Origin of the sequence: Pseudomonas sp. KBS0710 (assembly GCF_005938045.2) — a bacterium.
GTDB lineage: Bacteria > Pseudomonadota > Gammaproteobacteria > Pseudomonadales > Pseudomonadaceae > Aquipseudomonas.
The window spans coordinates 5,941,107-5,965,113 of the sequence record NZ_VCCF02000001.1 but is presented as its reverse complement, the minus strand read 5'-3'; the positions used below and the strand labels follow the sequence as shown (position 1 = coordinate 5,965,113).

The window sequence follows — 24,007 nt, the reverse complement described above, 5'->3', positions numbered from 1 at the left end:
CTTTGGCCATATCCATCCCCTTTTGGCCGCTCCTGCCGTTCTCTTAAACCGTGCCCGCCGCAAGACTGGACCCACCGATACAGCCTGCGGAGAACAACAAATGCTGACGATCTACTCGGACGATCACCACCTGCACCATGGCCGCTGTGAATTGATGGACGGGCAACTGATGCCCTGCTTTGAAATGCCCTCGCGCGCCGACCATGTGTTGCAACGGGTCAAAGACCGCGAACTGGGCCCGGTACACGCGCCGCAGGATTTCGGCCTGGCACCGCTGCAGCGTATCCACAGCCCCGACTACCTCGACTTCTTCCAAGGCGCCTGGCAGCGCTGGACCGAGTACGGCCAGGAGGGCGACTTGCTGCCCTACACCTGGCCCGCGCGCACACTGCGCCGGGTGATCCCCACAAGCCTGCATGGCCAGCTGGGCTATTACAGTTTCGACGGCGGCGCGCCGATTACCGCCGGCACCTGGCAAGCGGCTTACAGCGCGGCGCAAGTTGCTCTCACGGCGCAGCAGGCCGTCCAGAACGGCGCCCACAGTGCCTTCGCCCTGTGCCGCCCACCTGGGCACCACGCCGCTGGCGACTTGATGGGCGGTTATTGCTACCTCAACAACGCGGCGATCGCGGCTCAAGCGTTCCTCGACCAGGGCCACAAGCGCGTCGCGATCCTGGATGTGGATTACCACCACGGCAACGGCACCCAGTCGATTTTTTACGCCCGCAACGACGTGTTGTTCACCTCGATTCATGGCCACCCGGAGGCGGAGTTTCCGTTTTTCCTCGGCTATGCCGACGAGCTGGGCGAAGGTGACGGCGAAGGCTTCAACTTCAACTACCCACTGCCGGCCGGTTCCGGTTGGGCAGCCTGGAGTGCCGCACTGGAAGAAGCCTGCACCGAGATCGAACGCTATGGCGCCGACATCATCGTCGTGTCCCTGGGCGTGGACACGTTCAAGGACGACCCTATCTCACAGTTCAAACTCGACAGCCCGGACTACCTGGCCATGGGCGCGCGCATTGCCCGGTTGGACAAGCCCACGCTGTTTGTGATGGAAGGCGGCTACGCGGTGGAAGAAATCGGCATCAACGCCGTCAACGTCCTCGAAGGTTTTGAAGGAGCTGCCCAATGAACAGGCTCAAGTCGCTCGTCCTCTGCGCCGCCGTCATCGGTGGCGCGGCCCACGCCGAAGAGAAAACCCTCAAGGTCTACAACTGGTTCGACTACATCACGCCCAAGGCGCTGGAAGACTTCAAGGCGCAGAACCCTACTATCAAATTGGTCTACGACATCTTCGACACCAACGAAGCGCTGGAAGCCAAGCTGCTCACCGGCAATTCCGGCTATGACGTGGTGGTGCCGTCCAACGTGTTCCTGGCCAAGCAGATCGAGGCCGGCGTGTTCCAGCCGCTGGACCGCAGCAAGCTGCCGAACTGGAACCACCTCGATCCCAAGCTGATGAAGCTGATCGAAGCCAACGACCCCGGCAATAAATTCGCCGTGCCTTACATGTACGGCACCATCCTCATTGGCTTCAACCCGGCCAAGGTCAAGGCCGCCCTGGGCGACAAGGCGCCGGTCGACAGTTGGGATTTGATCTTCAAGGAAGAGAACATCAGCAAGCTCAAGCAGTGCGGCGTGGCGTTGCTGGATTCGCCATCAGAAATCCTGCCACTGGCCTTGCAGCATCTGGGCCTGGACCCCAACAGCAGCAACCCCAAGGACTACGACAAGGCCGAAGCGCTGCTGATGAAGATCCGCCCGTACATCACCTACTTTCACTCGTCCAAATACATGGCCGACATCGCCAACGGTGATATCTGCGTGGCCGTGGGCTATTCGGGCAGTTTCTCCCAGGCCGCCAACCGCGCCAAAGAGGCCAAGAACGGCGTGACCGTGGACATGCGCCTGCCCAAGGAAGGCGCGCCGATCTGGTTCGACATGCTCGCCATTCCCAAAGGCGCCAAAAACCCGGATGACGCCTACACCTTCATCAACTACCTGTTGCAACCCAATGTGATTGCGCCGGTCAGCGACTTTGTCGGCTACCCCAACCCCAACAAAGACGCCACCGAACTGGTCGACCCGGCCATTCGCCACAACCCCAACCTGTACCCGACCGAGGCGGCGATGGCCACGCTCTACACCCTCAAACCCCTGGACAGCAAAGCCGAACGGGCCAGGACCAGGGCCTGGACCAAGATCAAATCCGGCACCTGAAGTGCCTTGATAAGACGGCCACCTTCGCCGAATGCAGATTTGAAGGTGTGCCTAATTAAGCACCGCCTCTCTGCCTGGCCGCGCCCTAGCATGGAAATCCCTAGCCTTTACCTCGGGCTAGTTCCATCTAACGGCCAGACAGGGATGCCTCACCATGAACTCCCCCGCTTCAAATGCCACGCCCTTGAACACCCATCGCCCGGATAAACGGATAGCGCTGCTCACCCAACTCTATATCGTCCCTTCATTCAGAGAGACAGCGACCCTCCTGTTGCGTGAGGCGTTGCAGGAACATTACCCGACACTGGATATCGACCCGGACACCGTCATGCTCGCGACGTCGACTTGGCAACTCGAGGACGACCAGGTCAGAGCCGGCCCCACTGAGTACCAGGCCCTCAGTGACGTCCTCGCCAAACAAGCGGTGCTGGCGGTGCCACTCTTGTGCATCGAAGGCGAGCACTTTCTCACCCGTCAACCGATCGTGGAGCCCGCGGTACACCTGCCCGTGCGCGTCACTGAAATCGCCAAGACCATTAACTTGCTGGCGCCCTCGATGCTGCGGGCCTACCAGCAACAAATGATCACCCACTGGAACCAAACTAACGGCAGCGGTCCGCATTGGCATGAGTTATCGCACCTGTTGCGTGCGGTGTGGAATGTCGAGACCGCCGATGACTGGAGTGCGACTGAGTGCGCCATGGCCCGCGCTCTGTTCACTCACCCCGACAAAGCCGATAGAAAGGACAACGACCTCTATAAGCTCAGGGCCTGCCTGGTCGATATCGACCGAGTCGATGATGATGGGCAGGTCAAGCACCTCAATGATGTGATCATCGCGGTATTGATCGGCGAACATGAAGGGAAAACCACGGTCCTCACCCATTCGCTGCTCAATGGTTATGAAAAGTTTCCCTCGCTGGAGCACCTGGGCAATTCCTTGCCCGCACACCTGTTGGACGCTGCCACGGACCAACAAATCCAATGGCGCCTGTTTGAGCCGGACGGCGATTTCTTTGATCACCAGGCCTGTGCATTGGTGTCAATGCAAGTCGATAGCATCGCTGAAATCGACTTCTCCGACCTGCGCAAAGCCAACAACGTCGATGTCGCCCTGGGCACGCCACCTGCTGCTGCCCCGCCGCCTGTGCAAAGCAGCCCTGACCTGGCGTGGTACCGCAACCAGATGCCCGATTGGCTGACAAACGCCTCACCCAGCGACTCGAATTTTTATGCTCGGCACCTCAAAGACCTTGCCGCGCTGCATAACCAGAATGCCGGTCGCTCTTTCCTGGACGACATTCCGACTATCGAGGCCTACGCGTTGAAGGTCATCAAGGCAAAGGTGATCAAGGACCATCCAGATAGCACCCACCTGCCCTTGGAAAAGATTTTCCTACAAGTAAAGAACCCGGTCGTCTGGGGTACTTTCGTAGTTCCGGGCCAGGTTGAGACCACTACCTTCAGCCTGGTTGAACTGGCCCTGCAAAACCTGATTGCGGTGCCGGTCGGCACCAAAATCGTCAAGACCACCAATGGTTTCAACCTGCCTGAGTGGATGACCACAACTTATTTTGAATCGCTGGTCACCGCTGTTGATATAGGCCGCACCTACCCCGCGCTGATCAAGGAAAAGCTGCTGGACGACACTCAGGAATCGGCACGCCGTAATACGCTATACAGCCAACACCTGCGTATCCAACTACCAATGCAGGCCCTGCAGGCCAAGATTCGCCAGGAAGACAACATTGACGAGCGTGGCTACCGTTATGTGACCGCGGTGATGCAAGAGGAGGCCACTGACCGCAAAGTCGACGGGCAGACCATTGTGCTCAGGCCCCTGGCCTTTGTACCCCTAAGACGCACAGACGCCTCTACGGACACGGTCGCCAACATGTACGTGATCGGCCCCGAAGACCCGGTGGCCGGCCCATGCCTGTTGTACCGGCCGCTGTTCACACCGGCCCTGATGCAGTTCCCATCGCCGGCCAACCTCATCTATACGATCGCGCAATCGAGCAGCTTGTGCGAGTCGGTCCTGGCCTGGCTGCCGGACGCGGTCCGCAGCGACTACAGCAACTATGTATTTCCAGGCTCGCTGCCTTCGCCTTGGGCGGTCGCCGATTACCTGGTGGAGCCTGACAAGCTATGGACCATGAGCGGGCCAATGAGCCTGGCCCCCCAGGAAATCAACGGTGATCGACTCACCACACTGTACAAGGCTAATGCCCAGGCGCTGGTAGAGCTGGCCGACCGCCAATCGGTGTCCAATGCCGAAAGCCGTTGGGCAACTTTCAAACACGCCGGCTGGGTGATCTTCAATGGTGTACTGCCGTTTCTCGGACGCACCATCGGCACAGGGGCCTGGATCTGGCAGGTGGTCGATCAACTGCAAACCTTTGTGCAAGCGCATGAACACGGTGATAAACAAGCCGAGTGGTCGGCATTCACCGATGTCCTGTTGAACCTGGGCATGGCGATCACGTTGCACGCCGCCAGCCGCAGCCACCGTACCGGCTACCCACGCAAGACCGCGCCAAAACTGGCCGAGGCAATCCGCGCCAAACAGGTCACGATCAAACAAGAGGCGACCCTGACCAAAGAGTTGCCGGCCACACATTTACCGCATTTGCACACCAGCGGCGCAATCAAGCGCATGCCCGGCGAACTCGCCACCGTGCTCGACAGCTTCAAGGTCAGCAAACCGCAAGGCCTCGGCAAGGCTGAAACTTCAGAAAACCAGTACCAGCACCTCTTTCATCAGGCACAAAAATACTACGCTCCCGTAGGGGAACGCTGGTTTGAGGTGAGTGCCGGTGAAGATGAAGCAGTGGTCATCATCGACCCGAAGCAACCCGGACGAACAGGGCCGGCGTTGATTCATAACGCTCAGGGCCAATGGTTTATCGACACTCGACTGCGTCTGCGCGGTGCCGGCTCCAAGCACCTGCAGGAGCAGTCAAAATCCAAGGCTGAGATCAACGCGCTAGAAGCCAAAAGACGCTTGAGGCTATTTGAACTAAACAAACCCACTGCGCAATTTGAGTTGCAACAGGCCCGGCTGGCGATGTCGGACAGCGCCTCCCCCACCTCCCCCGAGGTCAGCCGCCAAACCTACCTGCAAAAACTCGAGAGCCAGAGCGGCGACTACGAAGAGGCACTGCAACAGCTCAAGATATTGAACGTGTTCTCCCCGAGCGCTGACTATCAGCAACACGCGATCCGTTACGTGAACGCCCAATTGGAGCTGACCCGAACCGGTATCACCGAAGCGCAAGTGGCCTTCACACCTCAACTCAAAACCGTGCTGGATCAGATCGAGCACCAAATCAACCATCCCGAGGAACGTCATATCGACGATGCCCGCATCATGACCGAATTGAGCCAGGACATGATCCAGCGCCTGAATTACACCCAAACGCGGCTCACTCAACTCAAAGCGCTGGGTGAGTTGGGATTCGAGCAAATTCGCAAATTCAGAACAAAATTGCCGGGCTACACCGCCCGCGACCTCAGGGCCTTGCAAGTGTCGATGGCGCGCAATTTATGCCTGGACGACAACAGCATCGCCACAGACTCCTCAGCCTGGAGTGCCATTGACACCATCGTCGACAACGCCAACCTGTCGATTCAGGCCTTGCATGAAACCTCGGTGGAGCGTAGCCAGGCGCGCTTGGATGAACGCATCGAAACCCTCGGCAGCCTGGTCGAACAGCTCAAGATCATCGACGAACGCCTGCAGGATTTTCCAGACGAGTTTCCTGACGCAGCACTGCCTGCACGTATCACGACCCTGCGCGAAAAAATCCGCGATTTCTACCGCGAAACCCTGGGTAACCTGGAACTGCTGCACGCGGATCGGGACACGCTCAGAAGCCGGCCGACACCGCCGTCAACACCGCCAAGAGCAAAGAAAAAAACCATTCACACCCGCTACAACGGTGTATTGGTGGGGGTACCACGACTGACAGAGACCGGCGATGAAACCGGCATGGTGGATGTCATCTCTCCTCTCAACCAGCAGATCATGGCGACCTTCCATGAAAAAACTCCAGGTGTGTGGGTGCAGCACGTCAATCCCATCGAGACCACCACTACCACCACTACGCTGGACGTCGCCACCAGTATCAGCCAGGCAAAGGAACTGCTGGACGGGCTGGGAGCCTTCAAGCAACGCACTGGCCAACAGGCCATCAAACCTGAGCGCAGCGCCACTGGCATCGAATGGCTGTACCACCAGCACGCGTTGAAACTGGAACAGGCCTCTGCAAACATTGAGCAGGCCCTCACCCAAAGCAACGCCACCGATAGCAACCAGGGCTCGGCGGTTCTGCTCGGCAAACAGCTGAGCGACGCGGCACAGGCACTCTATCAAGAGGCTGCGCGCCAAAAACTGCAAATGATCAAACAACGCCCACCCACAATCAGTAGCGTGGAATGGCTTACGCAAAACAACGAGATCGTGATCAAGAAAACCGTCAAACGCCGCCGACTCAAAGGGCCTGCCAAGGTCTACCTGGATGAGTACACCCTGAGTAACCGCAGTGATAAAACGGTGCTGTGGTATGCACACTTCCATTATTCGACCGAATGGGTGCCCGCCAGGACTTTCCTCCGGGGCCGCTTGAAAACCCCGCAAGAGCACGCCCGAGGAGTAGATGCCGACAGTCTTGATGGCCTCAACGAACAGCAAAAAACCGCGTTCTACCTCAGCGAAATCAACCGGGACCAGGCCCGACGGTTGTTTTTCAAGGTGAAGTAACCTCAGTGCCCGTGAAGGACTCATGTTCACACCTTGTCCATGAGGTCTTTGCGGGCAAGCTTCTCTGATCTGATTCAGCGGCGCCGCCGCTATTTAACTACCGTCCTCCCGGCAACGGCCATCGCTACCTTGCACATCCTCAACGCCCGTCCAGGCTAGCCATTGCAGAGGATCAACCCATGCCCAATGATCTACTTAACAACAATCATCGCCCCCCCAGCACCTATGAACTGCTCACCCAGTTAACCACCGGGCCTACCCTCCATGAGGTCGCCGCCACCACGTTGCGCTCGGCACTCAGAGAGCTCTACCCCACCCTCAATATCGACCCCGACCTGGCGATGGTGGTCAGCCCTCGCTGGCATATCGTGGGGAACGCCGTCGAACCGGCGCCAGCCGTTATCCAACCCCTGACCTCAGTGCTGGCTCATCAAGCGCTGTCCAGCGAGCGGGTCACTTACATCGATGGCGAGCATTTCCTCACGCTGCAGCCGAACGCCACGGCGCCAGTACACCTTGCGGTGAAGATCGATGCCATCGCACGCTTGATCAACGAGTTATCCGACTTGCTGTTCACCGCTTTTCAGGAACAGCAACTTAACTTCTGGAACGCCTCCAACGGTAGCAGCGGACCACGCTGGCAGGCGTTTTCCAATTCGTTGAGGAAAGTGTGGAATGTCACCGAAGAGCAAGGCCTGGATGAACACCAAGCGGCCATGGCCCGTGGAGTGTTCCAGGAACCCGATCGGGACAGTCGCTCGCTGAATGATCGCTACAAGTGTCACGCCTACCTGGTTGATGTCGATCTACTCCGAGACGGCGCGTCCACCCACGTCAGTTTCATGGACATCGCCGTGCTGGTTGGTGAGCAAGACAAGCACCCATTGATCCTGACGCACTCGCTGGTAAGCGGTTACGAAACCTTTGAGTCACTTGAAGCATTCGGCGCCTCACTGCCGGACCGGCTCAGTGCGCCACAGCGCGATACCACGTTGCAATGGCGCCTGTATGAGCCCGCTGGCAATTTTTTCGATACCCTGGCCTGCACCCTGATAGAGCTGCAAATCCGCGCCATCGGCTGTTACAGCCAAGAGGTTGTCGATGAGCCGGCAGAGGTCCAGCCAAGCCCCACCACCATCGCCCGCATTGTGCCCAGCATCGAAGAGTTGAGCGATCACCAACTCTCGAGTATCCGAGAGGTTCATCAGCAACTGCCCGACTGGCTGGCTTCGGCGTCGGACTCGGACACCGCCGCCTATAGCCGCTACATGATCGACCTGGCCCAACTGCATGCCCATTACCACGGCGAAACATTCCAGGACGGCATTGCGCCCATTCGGGACTATGCCCGCGCACAGCTGAAAAGCCGCATCCAGTCGCATAAAGACGGTGCACGCCTGAATCTGGACAAAATTGAGGTGGTGATCGAAAGCCCGGTGGTATGGGGCACGTTCATCGTGCCGGGCAGCGTGGACATCACCCGTCGCGGCCTGATCGATCTGGCGCTGGACAACCTCACCGGCCTGCCCACCGGCAACACCACGGTGCGCTACAACGGCAATGACAATGGTGTCCCCAGCTGGCTGACCTTCAGTTATTTAAAAGACCTGATCGAAGACATTGATATCGGCGAACACTACCCCGCGCTGATAAAACAGAAACTGCTTGATGACACTGCGCAATCCAGTCACCGGCAACAGCTCTACATCAGCCATCTACGCCTGCAACTGCCGTTGCTGGCCCTGCAAATGAAAATCCGCAAACAAGGCGCAATTGATGAGCGCGGCTACCGCTACGTTGCCGCCGTGATGCGCGCCGATGAGCACGACCGTCATGTAGACGGGCAGCTCATTGTTATCCGCGCCCTGGCCTTCGTACCCACCTTGCGGCCCGGCAATGAGCGCGACGTGGTTGCCAATATGTTCGTGATCGGTCCAAGGGACGCCGACGCCGGTCCGTCCCTGCTTTATCGCCCATTGCTGGAACCGGTACTGATGCAATACCCGTCACGGCAAAACCTGCTGTACGCCATCAAACATGAGCGCCCCTTGCGCGAATCGGTGCTGGCCTGGCTGCCGCAAGCGCAGAGCTTCAATTATGCCCAATACGTGTTTCCCGACACCTTGCCCTCGCCGTGGACGGTGGTGCGGGCCCTGGTCGAGCCCCTCACTTTGCTTTACATGAGCGGCCCCGTGATCCTGGCTGATGAAGAAGTGGGCAATGACGCCCTGGCAACGCTGTTCAAGGCCAATGCCGGCGCCATGGTCGAATTGGCGGACCGTCAGTCGGTGTCCAATGTACAGAAACGCTGGGCGACGTTTCGACACACCGGCTGGCAAATATTCAACGCGGCCCTGCCGTTCATGGGCCGCACCGTCGGCATTGCCGCCTGGATCTGGCAAATCATGGACGACCTGCAAGCCACCGAGGAAGCTGTGAACAAGGGGGATCAACAAGCCTCGTGGACAGCGTTAGTGGATGTATTCCTCAACCTGGGCATGGCGCTGACCCTGCACATTGCCCTACGCCACCCTCGCCTGCTGGAACAGTACGATACACCGAAGATCAAAACTGAATCCGAATCAACAACGCTCGAAACCGCCGGGAAACCACCCGTTATCGAGAAAAAATACAACTCTATTCAACAAGCAAATATTCCCGACGGCCAAGTGCCCGCCGAGCATCAAGGCGCCGTACACATCCTGGGGGCCCTGAGCCATAGCCGCTTGAGCCTGGCCAAGACTCTCGACAGTTTCAAAATCGCCAAACCCGATAAGCTTGGCGAGCAAAACAAAACGCCCGGGCGCCACCTGAATCTGTACGCCCTTGCAGACAAGTGGTATGCACCGGTTGGCGAGCGTTGGTTCGAGGTGAGGGTGGATGACAACGACAGTGTCATCATCATTGACCCGAAGTCACCGTTGCGTACGGGCCCGCCGCTGATCGGCAATCTGGCGGGCCAGTGGTTCGTTGACATCCGTTTGCGACTGCGCGGCGGCGGCCTTCGAAACCGTCAGCGTGCGGTCAAGGTCAATCAGCCTGAGCGCATTGCGGCACTCACGAGCCAGCTCAACGCCTTTGATGCGGTCGCCGCCAGACAACAGCTGGAAGTGCTTGAATCGGAGCCTGCACTGGACGCCGCCCCTGGCCCTTCCACTGACCTGCGGCGTACAGCGTTCATAGATAAAGTCGAAAACCGGTTGAAGGCGTACGACGAGGCGATCAGGCAGTTGAAGTCCTTGAGCGTCATCGAGGCCGTGCCCTCCTATGAAAGCGACATGAGTGAATACCTGAAGCAGCAAATACAACTGACTCAAGTAGCCATGGAACAACAATTGGTGGGCTATAAGCAGGCCTTGAAATCGTCGTCCAAAATCCTCGATGCCGAGGTAGACATAGACTATAAAAACCAGGCGCAAAGCGCGCAAAACCTGTCCACCTTGAACCTGGCAATCATCAAACGCATGGAGTTCATCAATAACCGCTTCAGCGACCTCAAAGCGCTGGGAAAGGAAGGCGCGGCGGTCATTCTCAAAACCATGAGCGAGTTGCCAACGCTCACCCTCACTGAGCTCAAATCTCTGGAGATCGGCTTGGCTCGCTACTTGTGTATCGATGAAGAGCAAAGCCAGATCCCCGCTACGCTGCGAGAGCAGATGGACCAGTGCGTCGAGACAGCCGAACTTAACGTCGAGAGTTTCACTGAAATCATCGAAAGGGGTAACGACACGTCGCTGGATGAGCGCATTGACGTGCTCAACAGCCTGGTTGAGCAATTTTCCAGTGCAGATGAACGTCTGCTGGACCTGCACGCCGAACACCCGCAGTTTCTGCTGAAAACCCGCCTTCAGACTTTTCGCCAGCAGATTGGCGAATTCAGCCAGCGCGCCATTCACGACCTGGCGCAACTGCTACGCGAGAAAAAAGCCCTGGAACCCAAACCCGGCAGCTCAAAGGCGCCGCGCGCGCCACAACGCAAAGTCATCAAGACACGCTACGACGGCGTTTTAATAGCTCAACCCCGTGAGTCCGACAGTACGCTGTTCGATGTCAAAGCGTCGGTGACGGGCAAAGTGCTCGCTACGTTTCATGAAAAAACCCCAGGCGTCTGGGTCAAGCGGCAAAAGGTCACCCCTCCACCGCCAGTGCCTGCCACGGTGGACCTGGATACCAGCATTAACACCGGGCAAACGCTGTTGGATAGCGCGCCAGCTGAAACCCGCAAGTATCAGGGCTTCTCGAGTAAACCCTGGCACACGCCCCAGGATATCCAAGATATGTTCGAGGCCTATGCGAAAAAACTGGAGGATGCGTCAAACGATATCGAGCAAGCGCTGACCCGGCGCAATCTCACCGAAAGTGATCATGTCTCAGCCGCATCGACCAAACGCAACCTCAACGACGAAGCACAGCGGCTTTATCGCCTGGGTAGAAAAACCTACATCGACATGATCAAACAGCAACCGCCCACTGCGGCGCGGGTGGAGTGGTTGCATAGCCAAGGGCTGATAAGTATCCACAAAACCTTAACTCGCAGCGTCGTCAAAGGGCCGCCAAAGGGCTATCTGGACGAGTACGAAGTACGCGATAAAGAGACCAATGCCGTGCTGTGGTACGCGCACTTTCACTACTCAAAGAAAAACGCCGCCCTGGAGGTATTCGATAAGGCTCATCTCAAAACCCGCGAACAACGACGGCTCGGTGGTTCCCGCCAGCGCACGGGGCGTAACGACTGGGAGGAGATCGAAATTCATCGCAGCTCGATTAGCGATCAACTGGCCAAGTCGCTGTTTTTTAGCCATTAATCGGCTTCAACCGCGCCATGCCTGGCGCAACCGCGCCAGCGCTTGCGCGATAGCCGACTCGGGCACGGCGGCAAAGCCCATCACCAGGCCGGCACGCTGGTCCGACGGTGGGCCGCTGTCTGCCAGCCAGTAGCCGCTCAAGCCATTGATCTCGACATCCGCCGCGTGGGCCTGGGCGAGCAACGCCTGCTCACGGGCCAGGCTGTCCACCCGCACCGTCAGGTGCAACCCCGCCGCAACGCTGGGCAGGGCACCCACGCCGAGCAGCCCGTCGGGCCAGCCGGCCAGCAAGACGTTGCGCCGGCTCAAGGCCGCGCGGCGCATGCGACGGATGTGCCGCTGGAAATGCCCGGCCGCCATGAATTCGGCCATCACCGCCTGGGTACTGACTTCGGAATGGCGCATGTCCACCGCACGACGTCGGGTGAAGGCTTGCACCAGCCCCGGTGGTAAAACCAGATAACCCAGGCGCAATGCCGGGAACGCCACTTTGCCGAAGGTGCCGACATACAACACGCGTCCACTGCGATCCAGCGCCGCCAAGGGCGACAGGGGCGCGCCGCTGTAACGGTATTCACCGTCGTAATCGTCCTCGATGATCCAGCCGCCGCTACGCTCGGCCCAGGCCAGCAATTCCAGGCGCCGCGCCAGGCTCATTACCACACCCAACGGGTATTGGTGGGACGGCGTGACATAGGCCACACGACAGTCATCAAGGGTGTTGAGCACCTGGCTATCCATGCCCTCGCTGTCTACCGGCACGCCATGTAATCGCGCGCCAGCCAAGGCGAACGCGTGGCCGGCAGCGCGATAACCAGGGTTTTCCACCGCCACGCCGTCCCCAGGCTCAACCAGCAACTGTGCACAAAGGCTAATCGCTTGCTGTGCGCCACTGGTGATCACAATTTGTTCAGCCGTGCATTGCATGCCACGCGAACTGCGCAAATACGCAGCGATCAAACCACGCAAACGATCGTCGCCGGCCGGGTCGCCGTAGCACAGCAGTTCCAGGTTTGGCTTGCGCCAGAACGCCCCATTCAGCTTGGCCCATATATCAAACGGGAACAGGTCGAAGGCCGGCACACCCACACGAAAGGCCCGAGGCGGTCCCGCTGGAGGGTGAGCCAGGTGGTTGTTTTTTACCCGCGCCAGGCCCGCACTGTGGATAACTTCATTGTCCAGATCGTCCGGCAAATCCGCCCATTTTGTGGATAAGGCTGGGGATAACCCTGTTGAAAACCCTGTGGATACTTTTGTGGATAGTTTTTTTGCCGTGGGCAGTTGGGCCACATAGGTGCCGTCACCCACCCGGCTTTCAATAAACCCTTCCGCATATAGCTGATCGTAGGCACGCACCACGCTGTTGCGCGAGATCGACAGCGCCGCCGCCAGATCACGTGTGGCGGGTAATCGCGTACCGCTGACCAGTCGCCCGTCCAGCACCCGCTGGCGCAGGGCTTCATACAGTTGACGCGTCAGCCCCTGACGGCGATCCAGCTCGATACCTGCGGGGTTGAACGACAGCGGTGGCGTGATGGGCGACATATTGGACCTATAAAATTGGTGCCAGATGGCTCTTACAACGAACCATTAGCCTGCCTAGGATGCAGGCATTCGCCAAGGAAAATTTCCATGTACACACCGCGCGCCTTTGCCCTCGATGATTTGCCTGAACTGCAGCAACTGATCCAGCACACCCGCCTGGCGCAGTTGGTGACCTTTGGCGAGCAAGGCCTGCAGGCCAGCCACTTGCCGCTGCTGCTCAACCCCGATGAAGGCCCCAATGGCACGCTGTACGGGCATTTGGCCAAGGCCAACCCGCAGTGGCGTGACCTGCAAAATGGCAGCGAAGCATTGGTGATCTTTGCCGGTGCCGACGCTTACGTCAGCCCGGCGTTTTACCCGGCGAAGGCCGAGCACGGCAAAGTGGTGCCGACCTGGAATTACCTCGCCGTGCATGCCTACGGCAAGGCTGAGGTATTTACCGATGCCGAGCGTCTGCTCGCAGTGGTCACGGCACTTACCGATCGCCATGAAGGCAACCGCGCCCAGCCATGGAAAGTCAGCGACGCGCCGGCCGACTACATAGACGGCATGCTCAAGGCCATCGTCGGCTTCGCCCTGCCCGTCGAGCGCCTGATCGGCAAACGCAAACTCAGCCAGAACCGCAGCGCTGCCGATATCGCCGGCGTGCGCGAAGGCCTGGCTGCCAGCATTGATGTGCGCGACCAGACCCTCGCGCGCTTTATTCCCCAAGGAGTTTCAGAATGAGTCAGATCGACATCCGCCGAGTGACGGCCGCCGACCACGCCGCGTGGCTACCGCTGTGGCAGGCGTATTTGAAGTTCTACGAAACCGAACTGCCGGACGCCGTCAGCCAAAACACCTGGCAACGCCTGATCGATGCCAACGAGCCGACCCATTCGGCGCTTGCCTGGCAGGACGGCAAGGCGGTGGGCATGGTCAACTTTATCTACCATCGCTCCAACTGGAGCATCGAGAATTCCTGCTACCTTCAGGACCTGCTGGTGGATCCGTCCCAACGCGGCACCGGCGTGGGCCGCAAATTGATCGAATTCGTCTACGCCACCGCCAAGGCCGATAACTGTGCCAAGGTGCACTGGTTGACCCACGAGACCAACGCCACCGCGATCCAGCTGTACGAGCGCATCGCCGAACGCCCAGGTTTTATTCAATTTCGCAAAGGTCTTTAAGGAGCGCAGCATGCCTATCTCACCCGCCGACTGGAAAGGCGTCCCGGCGCCCACCGTTCAACTGCTGGAAGGGCGGTTTATCCGCCTGGAAAAACTCGACCCGGCGCGGCATGCCGACGGCCTGTTCCGCGCCCTTGAAGGCCCCGGCGCCGACCCGAAACTCTGGGACTATTTACCTTACGGCCCCTTCCCCGAGCGCGCTGCCTTTGATGCTTGGCTGAATAATCACGCCGCCAATAGCGACCCGTACTTCTTCAGCGTGATCGACCGTGCGACCGGCGACGTGCAAGGCATCCTCAGCTTGATGTCCATCGTGCCGGCCCAAGGCCGCATCGAAATCGGCCACGTCACCTTCGGCGCACCGATGCAACGCTCGCCCAAAAGCACCGAGGCTGTGTACCTGCTGGCCAAATACGCGTTCGAGCAGGGCTACCGTCGGCTGGAATGGAAGTGCAACAACGGCAACGCCCGCTCAAAATATGCTGCCGAACGTCTGGGCTTTAGCTTTGAAGGGGTGTTTCGCCAGCACATGGTGGTCAAGGGGCAGAACCGCGATACCGCGTGGTATTCGATCCTGGATTCGGAATGGCCAACCGTGGGTGCCGGGTTTGAAGAGTGGCTGTCCGAAGCGAACCAGGCGGGTTCTGGTCAGCTGAAAGGCCTGGCGGAGTGTCGCCGCCAGGCGAGTTAAGCCTTAGGCCAGCTTCTGGGCGAGCACGGCAATATGCTCCGGCCCAATCCCGCAGCAACCGCCCAAATGGCTGGCACCGCGTGCCTGCCAATCGGCGGCCCAGTGCAGGTAGCCGGGTGGGTCGAGATCGTCACGCAGGGGGTCGAGGCCATCGTTCGCGGTGGCCTCCTTGGGCTGCGGCGGGAAGGCGTTAGCGTAGGCGCCAATCTGAATGCTCACCCCCAGGCGCTCAAACGTTTGGCGCGCGGTATCAATGGCTGCGCCAATCACCTCTGGTTGGCTGCAATTGAACAGCAGCACCGCCACACCCAGTTGCGCGGCCGCTTCAGCCGCATCTGCCACCGGTTCGCCAGAACGCAGGCGTGGCACCTCATCGGTGTCTTCATCCTTCAAGGTAAACGACAGCCAGAATGGTTTTCCGTCCTGCGGCAGGCCGGCATGGATAGCCCGTGCCTCAACGATCGAACTCTGGGTTTCCGCCAGCCATAGGTCGACATGGGGCGCCAGGCCATTCACCAGTGGCGTCAGCAGTTCGCTGACTCGGCCGGCCTCGAACAAGTCGGGCCGGTAGGAGCCGAACAGCGGCGGCAATGAGCCTGCCACACGCACCGTCTGGCCTGAAGCCTGTACCGCACGTCGCGCCAATTCACCGGCCAACGCCGCAAGCGCCTGGCCTTCGGCAGCAAACCGCGCTTGGCCAATATGAAACGGCACAACCGCGTAGCTGTTGGTGGTGATGACGTTGGCACCGCTCTGGATATAAGCCGTGTGCACCGCCTCAACTGCCTGCGGCGCTTCGCTCAACGCCAATGCCGACCACTCCGGCTGCCGAAACGGCGCGCCCCGGCGCTGCAGTTCACGGCCCATGCCACCATCGAGAATTACTGCGTTTACTGCGCCCATATGCTTTTCACTCATATGCTTATGAAAATAACTCACTATGAGAGTCGTTCTTATAACTATTTAATGCGTACCGTCTGGTTAATAACAACCCTTTTTTATTCAGGTGTCGATTGTGAAACTTAAACCGCTGTTGGCCCTGGGCCTGACGATGCTGGCTGCCTCTACCCAAGCCTTTGGCGGTGCAACCCTGGACCGGGTTGAGCAGAAGAAAGAATTGGTTGGCGTGCTGATGGAAAGCTACCCGCCCTTCTCGTTTCTCAACGAGCAGAACCAACTCGATGGTTTTGACGTCGACGTGGCCAAGGCAGTGGCGCAGAAGCTAGGCGTGAAGCTGCGTCTGGAAACGCCGTCCTGGGATGTGATTGCCGCAGGTCGCTGGAGCGGGCGCTACGATATTTGCATCTGTTCCATGACCCCGAGCAAGGCCCGCGCCGAGGTGTTTGATTTCCCGGTGGAGTACTACGCCTCGCCCGCGGTGATCGTTGTGAATGCCAAGGATGAGCGCATCCACGGCGCCAAAGACCTCAGCGGCAAGAAAGTCGGCCTCACCAGCGCGTCCAGCTATGAAAGCTATCTGAACAAGAACCTGGTGATCGAAGGCGATGAAGATACGCAACTTCAGTACCCGTTCGAGGATGTGCAGATCGCCCCGTACGACACCGATAACGTCGCCTTCCAGGACCTGGGCCTGGGCGCCGGTGTCCGCCTGGATGCGATCCTCACCAACCTGGTCACGGCCCAACCGCGCCTGAATCAGGACAAGCGCTTCAAGCTCGCCGGTGAATCGCTGTATGCCGAACCCAATTCGGTGGCTATCGAGAAAGGTGACCCGCAGTGGGACGCCAAGGTGCGTGAAGTGTTCGCGCAGTTGAAACAGGACGGCACCTTGAGCAAGCTGTCGAAAAAATGGATCGGCGCCGATATCAGCAAATGACCGCCTTCCCGACACCTCCCAAGCCGCCGGTGAACACATCTCGACTACAACGGCTCTTTGGCTTTCGTACGCGGTTGTACCTCACGTGGGCAGCGCTGTTTTGCCTATTCGCCAGCTTCTTCCTGAGCTTTGACCTGAAGTTCTCGATCATCCTCGACAAGCTGCCCAACCTGGTCGGCGTACACCTGGCGCCGAACGGTTTTTTGCAAGGCGCAGCGCTGACGCTGTTTCTGTGCCTTTGCTCGATAGTCGCCTCGTCGGTGCTGGGTTTTATCACCGCACTGGGGCGCCTGTCGAAAAGCGCCGTGGCCTTTGGCATTGCGAGTTTTTACGCGTCGTTCTTTCGCGGCACGCCGCTGTTGATCCAGATCCTGCTGATTTATCTGGGCCTGCCCCAACTGGGCCTGGTGCCAGGCGCCATCGTCGCCGGGATCATCGCACTCTCACTGAATTACGGCGCCTACCTGAGCGAAATCTTCCGCGCCGGCATCCTCGGTGTTCCCCACGGTCAACGAGAAGCCGCCCTGGCACTGGGCATGCGTGACAGCGCGATCTTCTGGCACGTCACCCTGCCCCAGGCCATGCGCACCATCGTGCCGCCCGCCACCAACCAGTTCATCTCCATGCTCAAGGACTCGTCCCTGATCTCGGTAATGGGCGTGTGGGAAGTGATGTTCCTGGCGCAGTCTTACGGGCGATCAAGCTATCGATACATCGAAATGCTCACGACCGCCGCGATCATCTACTGGGTGATGTCCCTCGGGCTGGAACTGATCCAGGCACGCCTGGAGCGGCACTACGGCAAAGGCTATGTGCGGCGTGGGTGACGCTCAAGGCAACAGCCACAACCACACGCTGACGAGCCAATGGCAAATGCGGCTTTAATCGCCCAGCAGTAGAGACAACTCCCGCAAATCACGGGTCGATAGCCTGACAGTTATCGCCCCGCCATCTCGTTAAATTCCCGGCCTCAATCACCAGAGGCTATGACTTCATGCCCTTCTCCGTCCTAAACCTTGCACGCGCTATCAGCCTGGCTGTTGGCGTAGCCAGTACCCCGTTTGCCCTGGCAGGCACACCTTTTCAGTACGAACTGGACTTTTCCAACGACACCCTGGCTTACCAGCCACCGGCCCCAATCGTGCCCATCGACAGCTACTTCAACCAGGCGACGACTCACAACGGCCAGCAACTGGCTGCGGTGCTTAAACCTGCTTTGCAACGAGCACTGCAAGCCGGCGACCTGACCTCGGAAGAAATCAAAGGCCTGCAAAAAGCCGGTGAAGCGCTGTCCCAACAACCGGGCGGCCTGGGTGCGGCGTTCGAACAGTTGGCAGGCAGCCAGAATGCCAACTTGGCTGGCGCGACCCAAAACACCACCGCACACATCAGCCACTCATTGCTCTCATCCCTGCGCACGCTGCCCAACGATGGCAACGGTCACTTTTGGATGCAAGGCCTGGGCAACGGCGGCAAGCTCGATAAACAAGGCGGCAGCGACGGTCTCAAGCACAGCACTAAAGGCCTGATGCTGGGCGCCGACTGGGCCGTGGACCATGCATGGCGAGTCGGTGTAATGGGCGCCAAGTCCACCAGCGAGCTTCAAGCTCAACGTTTCAAAGGCGAACTCGACAGCTTGCACCTGGGCGGCTATGCCGTGCGCCAGGACGGCCCGTTGGCCCTGCGCCTGGGGGCGTTCTACAGCAATCACGCGGGCAAGAACAAACGTGACGTCAACCTGCTCGGCTTCAAGGAGCAACTCCAGGGCAAATACGACGCCCAAAGCCAAACGGTGTTTTCCGAGCTGGGTTACCAATTGGGCAGCGCCGACTTACACGTAGAGCCGTTCGCTGGCCTGGGCTATCAGCGCTACCACCGTGACAGCTTCAAAGAAAAGGGAGGTTTCACCGCGCTTAACGTCGGCTCACAAACCCAACAAAACCTCAGCAGCACCTTTGGCCTGCGGCTGGCCACGGTGTACCGGCTCGACAATCGGATGAGCCTCACACCCCACCTGAGTACCAGCTGGAAGCACCTCTATGGCGAAGTCGACAGCCAAGTGCGTCAATCCTCACGCGCCGCACTGGGGATCATCGACAGCTTTACCATCACCGGCACTTCGCTGGACCGCAATAGCCTCGACATGCAAGCCGGCCTGGACCTCGCCTTGTCCACCGAACACAGTGTCGGCCTGACCTACAGCGCCCAAGCCGGTACCAACAGCCGAAACCATGGCCTTATGGGCGAATGGAAGATGAATTTTTAAACCGCGCTGATCGGTAAATTTCAGGCAAAAAAAAGGGGGGCACCTGCCCCCCCGAGGATTAAGCGGTAGTGTCGAAGGCTGTATCAGCCTTCGATTTCAATCAGGATTTCGCCAGGGTTTACCCGGTCGCCCTTGGCCACATGAACGGCGGTGACCTTGCCGGCAATCGCTGCCTGCACTTCGGTTTCCATCTTCATGGCTTCGGTAATCAGCACCGCCTGGCCGGCTTTTACCACGTCGCCTTCCTTGACCAATACGTCGACGATGTTGCCCGGCATCGCCGTGCTGACATGGCCCGGCTCGGTTGCGTGCTTGCGCTTGCTGCCGCCGCTGCTGACAAACTCGTTGAGCGGTTCGAACACCACTTCTTCGGGCATGCCGTCGATGGACAGGTAGAAGTGCCGCTTGCCTTCGGCCTTTACACCGACACCGGTGATGTCCACGCGGTAGCTTTCGCCGTGTACGTCGATGACAAACTCGGTCGGCACGCCTTCGCCACCGGCACGTGCTACACCGCCGGCTTCGGGGATCGGCAGCAGCACTTCAGGTGTGAGGGTGCCGGCGTCGCGCTCTTCGAGGAACTTGCGCCCGATGTCCGGGAACATGGCGTAGGTCAGCACGTCTTCTTCGGACTTGGCCAATGCGCCGATTTCGCCGCGCAGCTTGGTCATCTCCGGCTTGAGCAGATCGGCCGGGCGATGGTCGATCACCTCTTCGCTGCCAATGGCCTGGCGACGCAGCTTCTCGTTCACGGTGCCCGGCGCCTTGCCGTAGCCGCCTTGCAGGTAGAGTTTCACTTCGTTGGTGATGGTTTTGTAGCGCTCGCCGGCCAGCACGTTGAAGAACGCCTGGGTGCCGACGATCTGCGAGGTCGGCGTGACCAGCGGCGGGAAGCCAAGGTCTTCACGCACACGCGGGATCTCGGCCAGCACTTCGCTCATGCGGTTGAGTGCGCCCTGCTCTTTCAATTGGTTGGCCAGGTTGGAAATCATCCCGCCCGGCACCTGGTTGACTTGCACGCGGGTGTCGACGGCAGTGAATTCGCTTTCGAACTGGTGGTACTTCTTGCGCACGGCGTAGAAGTACAGGCCAATCTCCTGCAGCAGCTCCAGGCTGAGGCCAGTGTCGAATTCGCTGCCTTTAAGGGCGGCGACCATCGACTCGGTGCCCGGGTGGCTGGTGCCCCAGGCGAAGCTGGAAATGGCGGTGTCGATATGATCGGCACCGTTTTCGATCGCCTTGAGTTGGCACATCGCAGCCAAACCAGCGGTGTCATGGGAATGGATGAAGATCGGCAGGCTTTGCTCGGCTTTCAGCGCCTTGACCAGCTCGCCGGTGGCATACGGAGTCAGCAGGCCAGCCATGTCCTTGATTGCCACCGAGTCGCAACCCATGGCTTCCATTTGCTTGGCCTGGGCTACAAATGCCTCGATGGTGTGCACCGGGCTGGTGGTGTAGGCAATGGTGCCCTGGGCGTGTTTGCCGGCCGCTTTGACCGCTTCGATAGCCACACGCAGGTTACGCACGTCATTCATGGCGTCGAAGATGCGGAACACGTCGATGCCATTCACAGCAGCCTTGGCGACGAAGGCTTTGACCACGTCGTCGCTGTAGTGGCGGTAGCCCAGCAGGTTCTGGCCACGCAGCAGCATTTGCAGGCGTGTGTTCGGCAATGCGGCGCGCAGTTTGCGCAGGCGCTCCCACGGGTCTTCCTTGAGGAAGCGCACGCAGGCGTCAAAGGTCGCGCCGCCCCAGACTTCCAGGGACCAGTAGCCAACTTTGTCGAGCTTGTCGCAGATCGGCAGCATGTCGGCGGTGCGCATGCGGGTCGCCAGCAGCGATTGGTGGGCGTCGCGCAGGATGGTGTCGGTTACGAATATTTTTTTGGAAACAGGAGTCTTGGACATTGTTGTATTCCTCACAGGCCTGCGTGGGCGGCGATGGCGGCGGCGATGGCCAGGGCCAGCTCTTCGGGTTTGCGCTTGATCGAGTAGTTGGTCAGCTCAGGGTGGCTTTCCACAAAGCTGGTGTTGAACTGGCCGCTGCGGAATTCCGGGTTGCGCAGGATTTCCTGGTAGTAGGCGGCGGTGGTCTTCACGCCTTGCAGGCGCATGTCGTCCAGGGCGCGCAGGCCGCGGTCCATGGCTTCTTCCCAGGTCAACGCCCACACCACCAGTTTCAGGCACATGGAATCGTAGAACGGCGGGATGGTGTAACCGGTGTAGATCGCCGTGTCGGTGCGCACGCCGGGGCCGCCGGGCGCGTAGTAACGGGTGATCTTGCCGAAACTTGGCAGGAAGTTGTTCTTTGGGTCTTCGGCGTTGATACGGAACTGCAGCGCGAAACCGCGGTGCTGGATGTCTTCCTGTTTCACCGAGAGTGGCAGGCCGGACGCGATGCGGATCTGCTCACGCACAATGTCGATGCCGGTGATTTCTTCGGTGATGGTGTGTTCCACCTGCACCCGGGTGTTCATCTCCATGAAGTACACCTCGCCCTCGGCGAGCAGGAACTCCACGGTACCGGCGTTCTCGTAACCCACGGCCTTGGCCGCGCGCACCGACAGGTCGCCGATATAAGCGCGCTGTTCCGGGGTCAGTTGCGGACTTGGAGCGATTTCGATGAGCTTCTGGTTACGACGCTGGATCGAGCAATCGCGCTCGAACAGATGCACCACGTTGCCAAAGCTGTCACCAAGGATCTGCGCCTCGATGTGCTTGGGATTGACGATGCATTTTTCCAGGAACACTTCCGCCGAACCGAACGCCTTGGTGGCCTCGGAAATAACACGGGGGAAGGCTTGTTCAAGTTCTTCGCGGCTGTTGCAGCGACGGATGCCGCGACCGCCACCACCGGAGGTGGCCTTGAGCATCACCGGGTAACCAATGCGGTCGCCTTCGGTGAGGGCTTCGGCGATATCGGCGACGTTGCCTTCGGTGCCCGGCGTGACCGGCACACCGGCCTTGATCATGCTGCGACGTGCTTCGGTCTTGTCGCCCATGCGGCGGATCACTTCAGCCGACGGGCCGATGAACTTAATCCCGCGCTCGGCGCAGATGTCTGCCAATTCGGCGTTTTCCGAGAGGAAACCATAGCCTGGGTGCAAGGCGTCACAACCGGTTTCCACGGCCAGGTTCACCAGCTTGCGCGGGTTCAGGTAACCGGCCAGCGGCTCGGCACCAATGCTGTGGGCTTCGTCAGCACGTTTAACGTGCAACGCGTGGCGGTCGGCGTCCGAGTAAACCGCGACCGAGCGAATGCCCATCTCGGCGCAGGCACGCACGATTCGTACGGCAATTTCACCACGGTTGGCGATCAGGATCTTTTTTATCACTTGGAAATTCCCTTGAGCCGATTGCTGCGTTCTACGACCCATTGGATCCGGGTCGGCGCGTGACCAAATGTTTCATGACAGTCGCGAGACACACACTATGCGCACCGGAGGATTAACAAAAATCAATAATTATTGGGTTGTGTATAAGTAAAGACTTATAGTTAGCCGGGCGGCCCAGCACGAGAGGATTAAAATAATGCGTAAGTCATTGATGCGTATGACATTGCGTCAACTGCAGATCTTCAATGAAGTGTGTGATTTACGGTCCTACAGCCGCGCGGCCGAGGAAATGTCTCTGACGCAACCTGCCGTCAGCCTGCAAATTCGCCAGCTTGAAGAGCTGATCGGCCAGCCGCTGTTCGATTACGTCGGCAAAAAGCTCTACATGACTGAAGCAGCAGAAGCCTTGCAGCGGGCCAGCCGGGATATTTTCGGGCGCCTGGAAAACCTCGATATGCAGCTGTCGGACATGCAGGGTTCGCTGCAAGGCCAGCTGAAGCTGGCGATCGAATCCAGCGCCAAGTACTTCGTGCCACACCTGTTTGCCGCCTTCAAACGCCAGCACCCTGAGGTACAGTTGCACCTCACGGTGGTCAACCGCGCCCAAGTGATTCGCAGGCTGTCGGACAACCGCGATGACCTGGTGATCATGTCCATGGTGCCCCAGGACATGGGCCTGGAATTCCTGCCGTTCCTGAATAACCCGATTGTTGCCGTGGCGCCGCTCGACCACCCGCTGAGCCTGCAAGGGCCGCTGCGCCTTCAAGACCTGGAACCCTACACGCTGCTCATCCGCGAACCAGGTTCCGGCACGCGACTGGCCTGCGAGGAGTACTTCAAGGAAAAACGCGTGCACTTCACCCAAACAGTGGAAGTCGCCTCGGCCGAGGCGCAGCGCGAGTGCGTCAGCGCAGGGTTGGGCGTGGCGTTGCTGACGCGCCACGCAGTCAACCTGGAGCTGGCCACCGGCGGGCTCAAGGAGCTGCCGGTGGAAGAACTGCCGCTGTACCGCAGTTGGTGCCTGGTGCAAGCCAAAGCCAAGCGCCTGTCACCGGTGGCCCATGCGTTCCTGGGCTTTATCCGCAGCGAACGCGTACAGATCAGCGCGCTGGCTGAGCGTTTCGCTGGGCAGCCGCGGGTGCCTGCCAATGGAGTTCCGGGTAGTCACTGATGCTCTGGAGCAATTGGCGCTCTTCGCAACGGTCTTCGATTGCACGACGGAACGCCATGCGGCGCTGGTCTTCTTGCTGACGACGGGTTTTGACGGTGCTGCTGTCTTCGTAGTGCCGGGCCATTTTGAGTCTCCCAATGCGAGTACGGGGAGTACAGGATGGCCCTGGGCGATGACGGTTTGGCTGCGCGAGGGTTACAGGAC

Annotated in this window: 16 protein-coding genes; 11 read left to right on the top strand and 5 right to left on the bottom strand. The window is 59.3% G+C overall.

Going from position 1 to position 24,007, the window contains the following annotated elements:
- Positions 1 to 100: 100 nt before the first annotated feature.
- From FFI16_RS27135 to FFI16_RS27120, 4 genes are all read left to right on the top strand, one after another.
- A complete protein-coding gene (locus tag FFI16_RS27135) occupies positions 101 to 1,135 on the top strand; it encodes a histone deacetylase family protein (protein ID WP_138813255.1) in 1,035 nt (344 codons plus the stop codon).
- Positions 1,132 to 2,223 (top strand): polyamine ABC transporter substrate-binding protein, encoded by a 1,092-nt coding sequence (locus tag FFI16_RS27130; RefSeq protein WP_138813254.1) that lies wholly within the window; start codon positions 1,132 to 1,134, stop codon positions 2,221 to 2,223. The genes FFI16_RS27135 and FFI16_RS27130 overlap by 4 nt, the downstream gene beginning before the upstream one ends.
- A gap of 154 nt (positions 2,224 to 2,377) precedes the next feature.
- Positions 2,378 to 6,985 carry a dermonecrotic toxin domain-containing protein gene (locus FFI16_RS27125; RefSeq protein ID WP_138813253.1) on the top strand — a complete coding sequence of 1,536 codons (4,608 nt, stop codon included), beginning with the start codon at positions 2,378 to 2,380 and terminating at the stop codon, positions 6,983 to 6,985.
- A 179-nt stretch (positions 6,986 to 7,164) separates the two neighbouring features.
- Positions 7,165 to 11,790: a dermonecrotic toxin domain-containing protein gene (locus FFI16_RS27120; protein WP_138813252.1), complete on the top strand. Its 4,626-nt coding sequence runs from the start codon at positions 7,165 to 7,167 to the stop codon at positions 11,788 to 11,790.
- A gap of 6 nt (positions 11,791 to 11,796) precedes the next feature.
- On the opposite strand, the gene FFI16_RS27115 is transcribed toward FFI16_RS27120, so the two are convergent.
- Positions 11,797 to 13,335: a PLP-dependent aminotransferase family protein gene (locus tag FFI16_RS27115; RefSeq protein WP_138813251.1), complete on the bottom strand. Its 1,539-nt coding sequence runs from the start codon at positions 13,333 to 13,335 to the stop codon at positions 11,797 to 11,799.
- A gap of 87 nt (positions 13,336 to 13,422) precedes the next feature.
- Between FFI16_RS27115 and FFI16_RS27110 the strand changes: the two genes are divergently transcribed.
- The 3 genes from FFI16_RS27110 to FFI16_RS27100 are packed head-to-tail and all read left to right on the top strand — an operon-like array spanning position 13,423 to position 15,195.
- Complete coding sequence (locus FFI16_RS27110; protein WP_138813250.1) at positions 13,423 to 14,061, top strand: FMN-binding negative transcriptional regulator; 639 nt, start codon at positions 13,423 to 13,425, stop codon at positions 14,059 to 14,061.
- Positions 14,058 to 14,504: a GNAT family N-acetyltransferase gene (locus FFI16_RS27105; RefSeq protein ID WP_138813249.1), complete on the top strand. Its 447-nt coding sequence runs from the start codon at positions 14,058 to 14,060 to the stop codon at positions 14,502 to 14,504. Before FFI16_RS27110 ends, FFI16_RS27105 begins: the two co-directional genes overlap by 4 nt.
- 10 nt (positions 14,505 to 14,514) lie before the next feature.
- Entirely contained in the window at positions 14,515 to 15,195 is a 681-nt protein-coding gene (locus tag FFI16_RS27100; RefSeq protein WP_138813248.1) for a GNAT family N-acetyltransferase, read from the top strand.
- Positions 15,196 to 15,198: 3 nt separating this feature from the next.
- Here the strand turns inward: FFI16_RS27100 and FFI16_RS27095 are convergent, their stop codons facing one another.
- Positions 15,199 to 16,098 (bottom strand): homocysteine S-methyltransferase family protein, encoded by a 900-nt coding sequence (locus tag FFI16_RS27095; RefSeq protein ID WP_138813247.1) that lies wholly within the window; start codon positions 16,096 to 16,098, stop codon positions 15,199 to 15,201.
- A 112-nt stretch (positions 16,099 to 16,210) separates the two neighbouring features.
- Between FFI16_RS27095 and FFI16_RS27090 the strand changes: the two genes are divergently transcribed.
- The 3 genes from FFI16_RS27090 to FFI16_RS27080 all read left to right on the top strand — a co-directional run bounded on the left by FFI16_RS27090 (position 16,211) and on the right by FFI16_RS27080 (position 19,298).
- Complete coding sequence (locus FFI16_RS27090; protein ID WP_138813246.1) at positions 16,211 to 17,032, top strand: ABC transporter substrate-binding protein; 822 nt, start codon at positions 16,211 to 16,213, stop codon at positions 17,030 to 17,032.
- A complete protein-coding gene (locus FFI16_RS27085; protein ID WP_138813245.1) occupies positions 17,029 to 17,859 on the top strand; it encodes an amino acid ABC transporter permease in 831 nt (276 codons plus the stop codon). Before FFI16_RS27090 ends, FFI16_RS27085 begins: the two co-directional genes overlap by 4 nt.
- Before the next feature lie 167 nt (positions 17,860 to 18,026).
- Positions 18,027 to 19,298: an autotransporter domain-containing protein gene (locus tag FFI16_RS27080; protein ID WP_138813244.1), complete on the top strand. Its 1,272-nt coding sequence runs from the start codon at positions 18,027 to 18,029 to the stop codon at positions 19,296 to 19,298.
- Between the two features lie 83 nt (positions 19,299 to 19,381).
- On the opposite strand, the gene oadA is transcribed toward FFI16_RS27080, so the two are convergent.
- Both oadA and FFI16_RS27070 read right to left on the bottom strand, forming a co-directional pair.
- Positions 19,382 to 21,205, bottom strand: a complete 1,824-nt coding sequence (gene oadA, locus FFI16_RS27075; RefSeq protein WP_138813243.1) for a sodium-extruding oxaloacetate decarboxylase subunit alpha — start codon at positions 21,203 to 21,205, stop codon at positions 19,382 to 19,384.
- Positions 21,206 to 21,216: 11 nt separating this feature from the next.
- Positions 21,217 to 22,632 (bottom strand): acetyl-CoA carboxylase biotin carboxylase subunit, encoded by a 1,416-nt coding sequence (locus FFI16_RS27070; protein WP_003213442.1) that lies wholly within the window; start codon positions 22,630 to 22,632, stop codon positions 21,217 to 21,219.
- A gap of 196 nt (positions 22,633 to 22,828) precedes the next feature.
- Between FFI16_RS27070 and FFI16_RS27065 the strand changes: the two genes are divergently transcribed.
- Positions 22,829 to 23,803, top strand: coding sequence for a LysR family transcriptional regulator (locus FFI16_RS27065; protein WP_138813242.1), 975 nt, complete (start codon positions 22,829 to 22,831; stop codon positions 23,801 to 23,803).
- Here FFI16_RS27065 and FFI16_RS30760 read toward each other — a convergent pair.
- Positions 23,733 to 23,927, bottom strand: a complete 195-nt coding sequence (locus FFI16_RS30760; protein WP_017135775.1) for a PA3496 family putative envelope integrity protein — start codon at positions 23,925 to 23,927, stop codon at positions 23,733 to 23,735. The genes FFI16_RS27065 and FFI16_RS30760 overlap by 71 nt on opposite strands.
- Between the last annotated feature and the right edge of the window lie 80 nt (positions 23,928 to 24,007).

Bases quoted from the DNA above. Each gene is read 5' to 3' on its own strand.
- FFI16_RS27135 (WP_138813255.1), top strand. From the start codon at position 101: ATGCTGACGATCTACTCGGACGATCACCACCTGCACCATGGCCGCTGT.
- FFI16_RS27130 (WP_138813254.1), top strand. From the start codon at position 1,132: ATGAACAGGCTCAAGTCGCTCGTCCTCTGCGCCGCCGTCATCGGTGGC.
- FFI16_RS27125 (WP_138813253.1), top strand. From the start codon at position 2,378: ATGAACTCCCCCGCTTCAAATGCCACGCCCTTGAACACCCATCGCCCG.
- FFI16_RS27120 (WP_138813252.1), top strand. From the start codon at position 7,165: ATGCCCAATGATCTACTTAACAACAATCATCGCCCCCCCAGCACCTAT.
- FFI16_RS27115 (WP_138813251.1), bottom strand. From the start codon at position 13,335: ATGTCGCCCATCACGCCACCGCTGTCGTTCAACCCCGCAGGTATCGAG.
- FFI16_RS27110 (WP_138813250.1), top strand. From the start codon at position 13,423: ATGTACACACCGCGCGCCTTTGCCCTCGATGATTTGCCTGAACTGCAG.
- FFI16_RS27105 (WP_138813249.1), top strand. From the start codon at position 14,058: ATGAGTCAGATCGACATCCGCCGAGTGACGGCCGCCGACCACGCCGCG.
- FFI16_RS27100 (WP_138813248.1), top strand. From the start codon at position 14,515: ATGCCTATCTCACCCGCCGACTGGAAAGGCGTCCCGGCGCCCACCGTT.
- FFI16_RS27095 (WP_138813247.1), bottom strand. From the start codon at position 16,098: ATGGGCGCAGTAAACGCAGTAATTCTCGATGGTGGCATGGGCCGTGAA.
- FFI16_RS27085 (WP_138813245.1), top strand. From the start codon at position 17,029: ATGACCGCCTTCCCGACACCTCCCAAGCCGCCGGTGAACACATCTCGA.
- FFI16_RS27080 (WP_138813244.1), top strand. From the start codon at position 18,027: ATGCCCTTCTCCGTCCTAAACCTTGCACGCGCTATCAGCCTGGCTGTT.
- oadA (WP_138813243.1), bottom strand. From the start codon at position 21,205: ATGTCCAAGACTCCTGTTTCCAAAAAAATATTCGTAACCGACACCATC.
- FFI16_RS27065 (WP_138813242.1), top strand. From the start codon at position 22,829: ATGCGTAAGTCATTGATGCGTATGACATTGCGTCAACTGCAGATCTTC.
- FFI16_RS30760 (WP_017135775.1), bottom strand. From the start codon at position 23,927: ATGGCCCGGCACTACGAAGACAGCAGCACCGTCAAAACCCGTCGTCAG.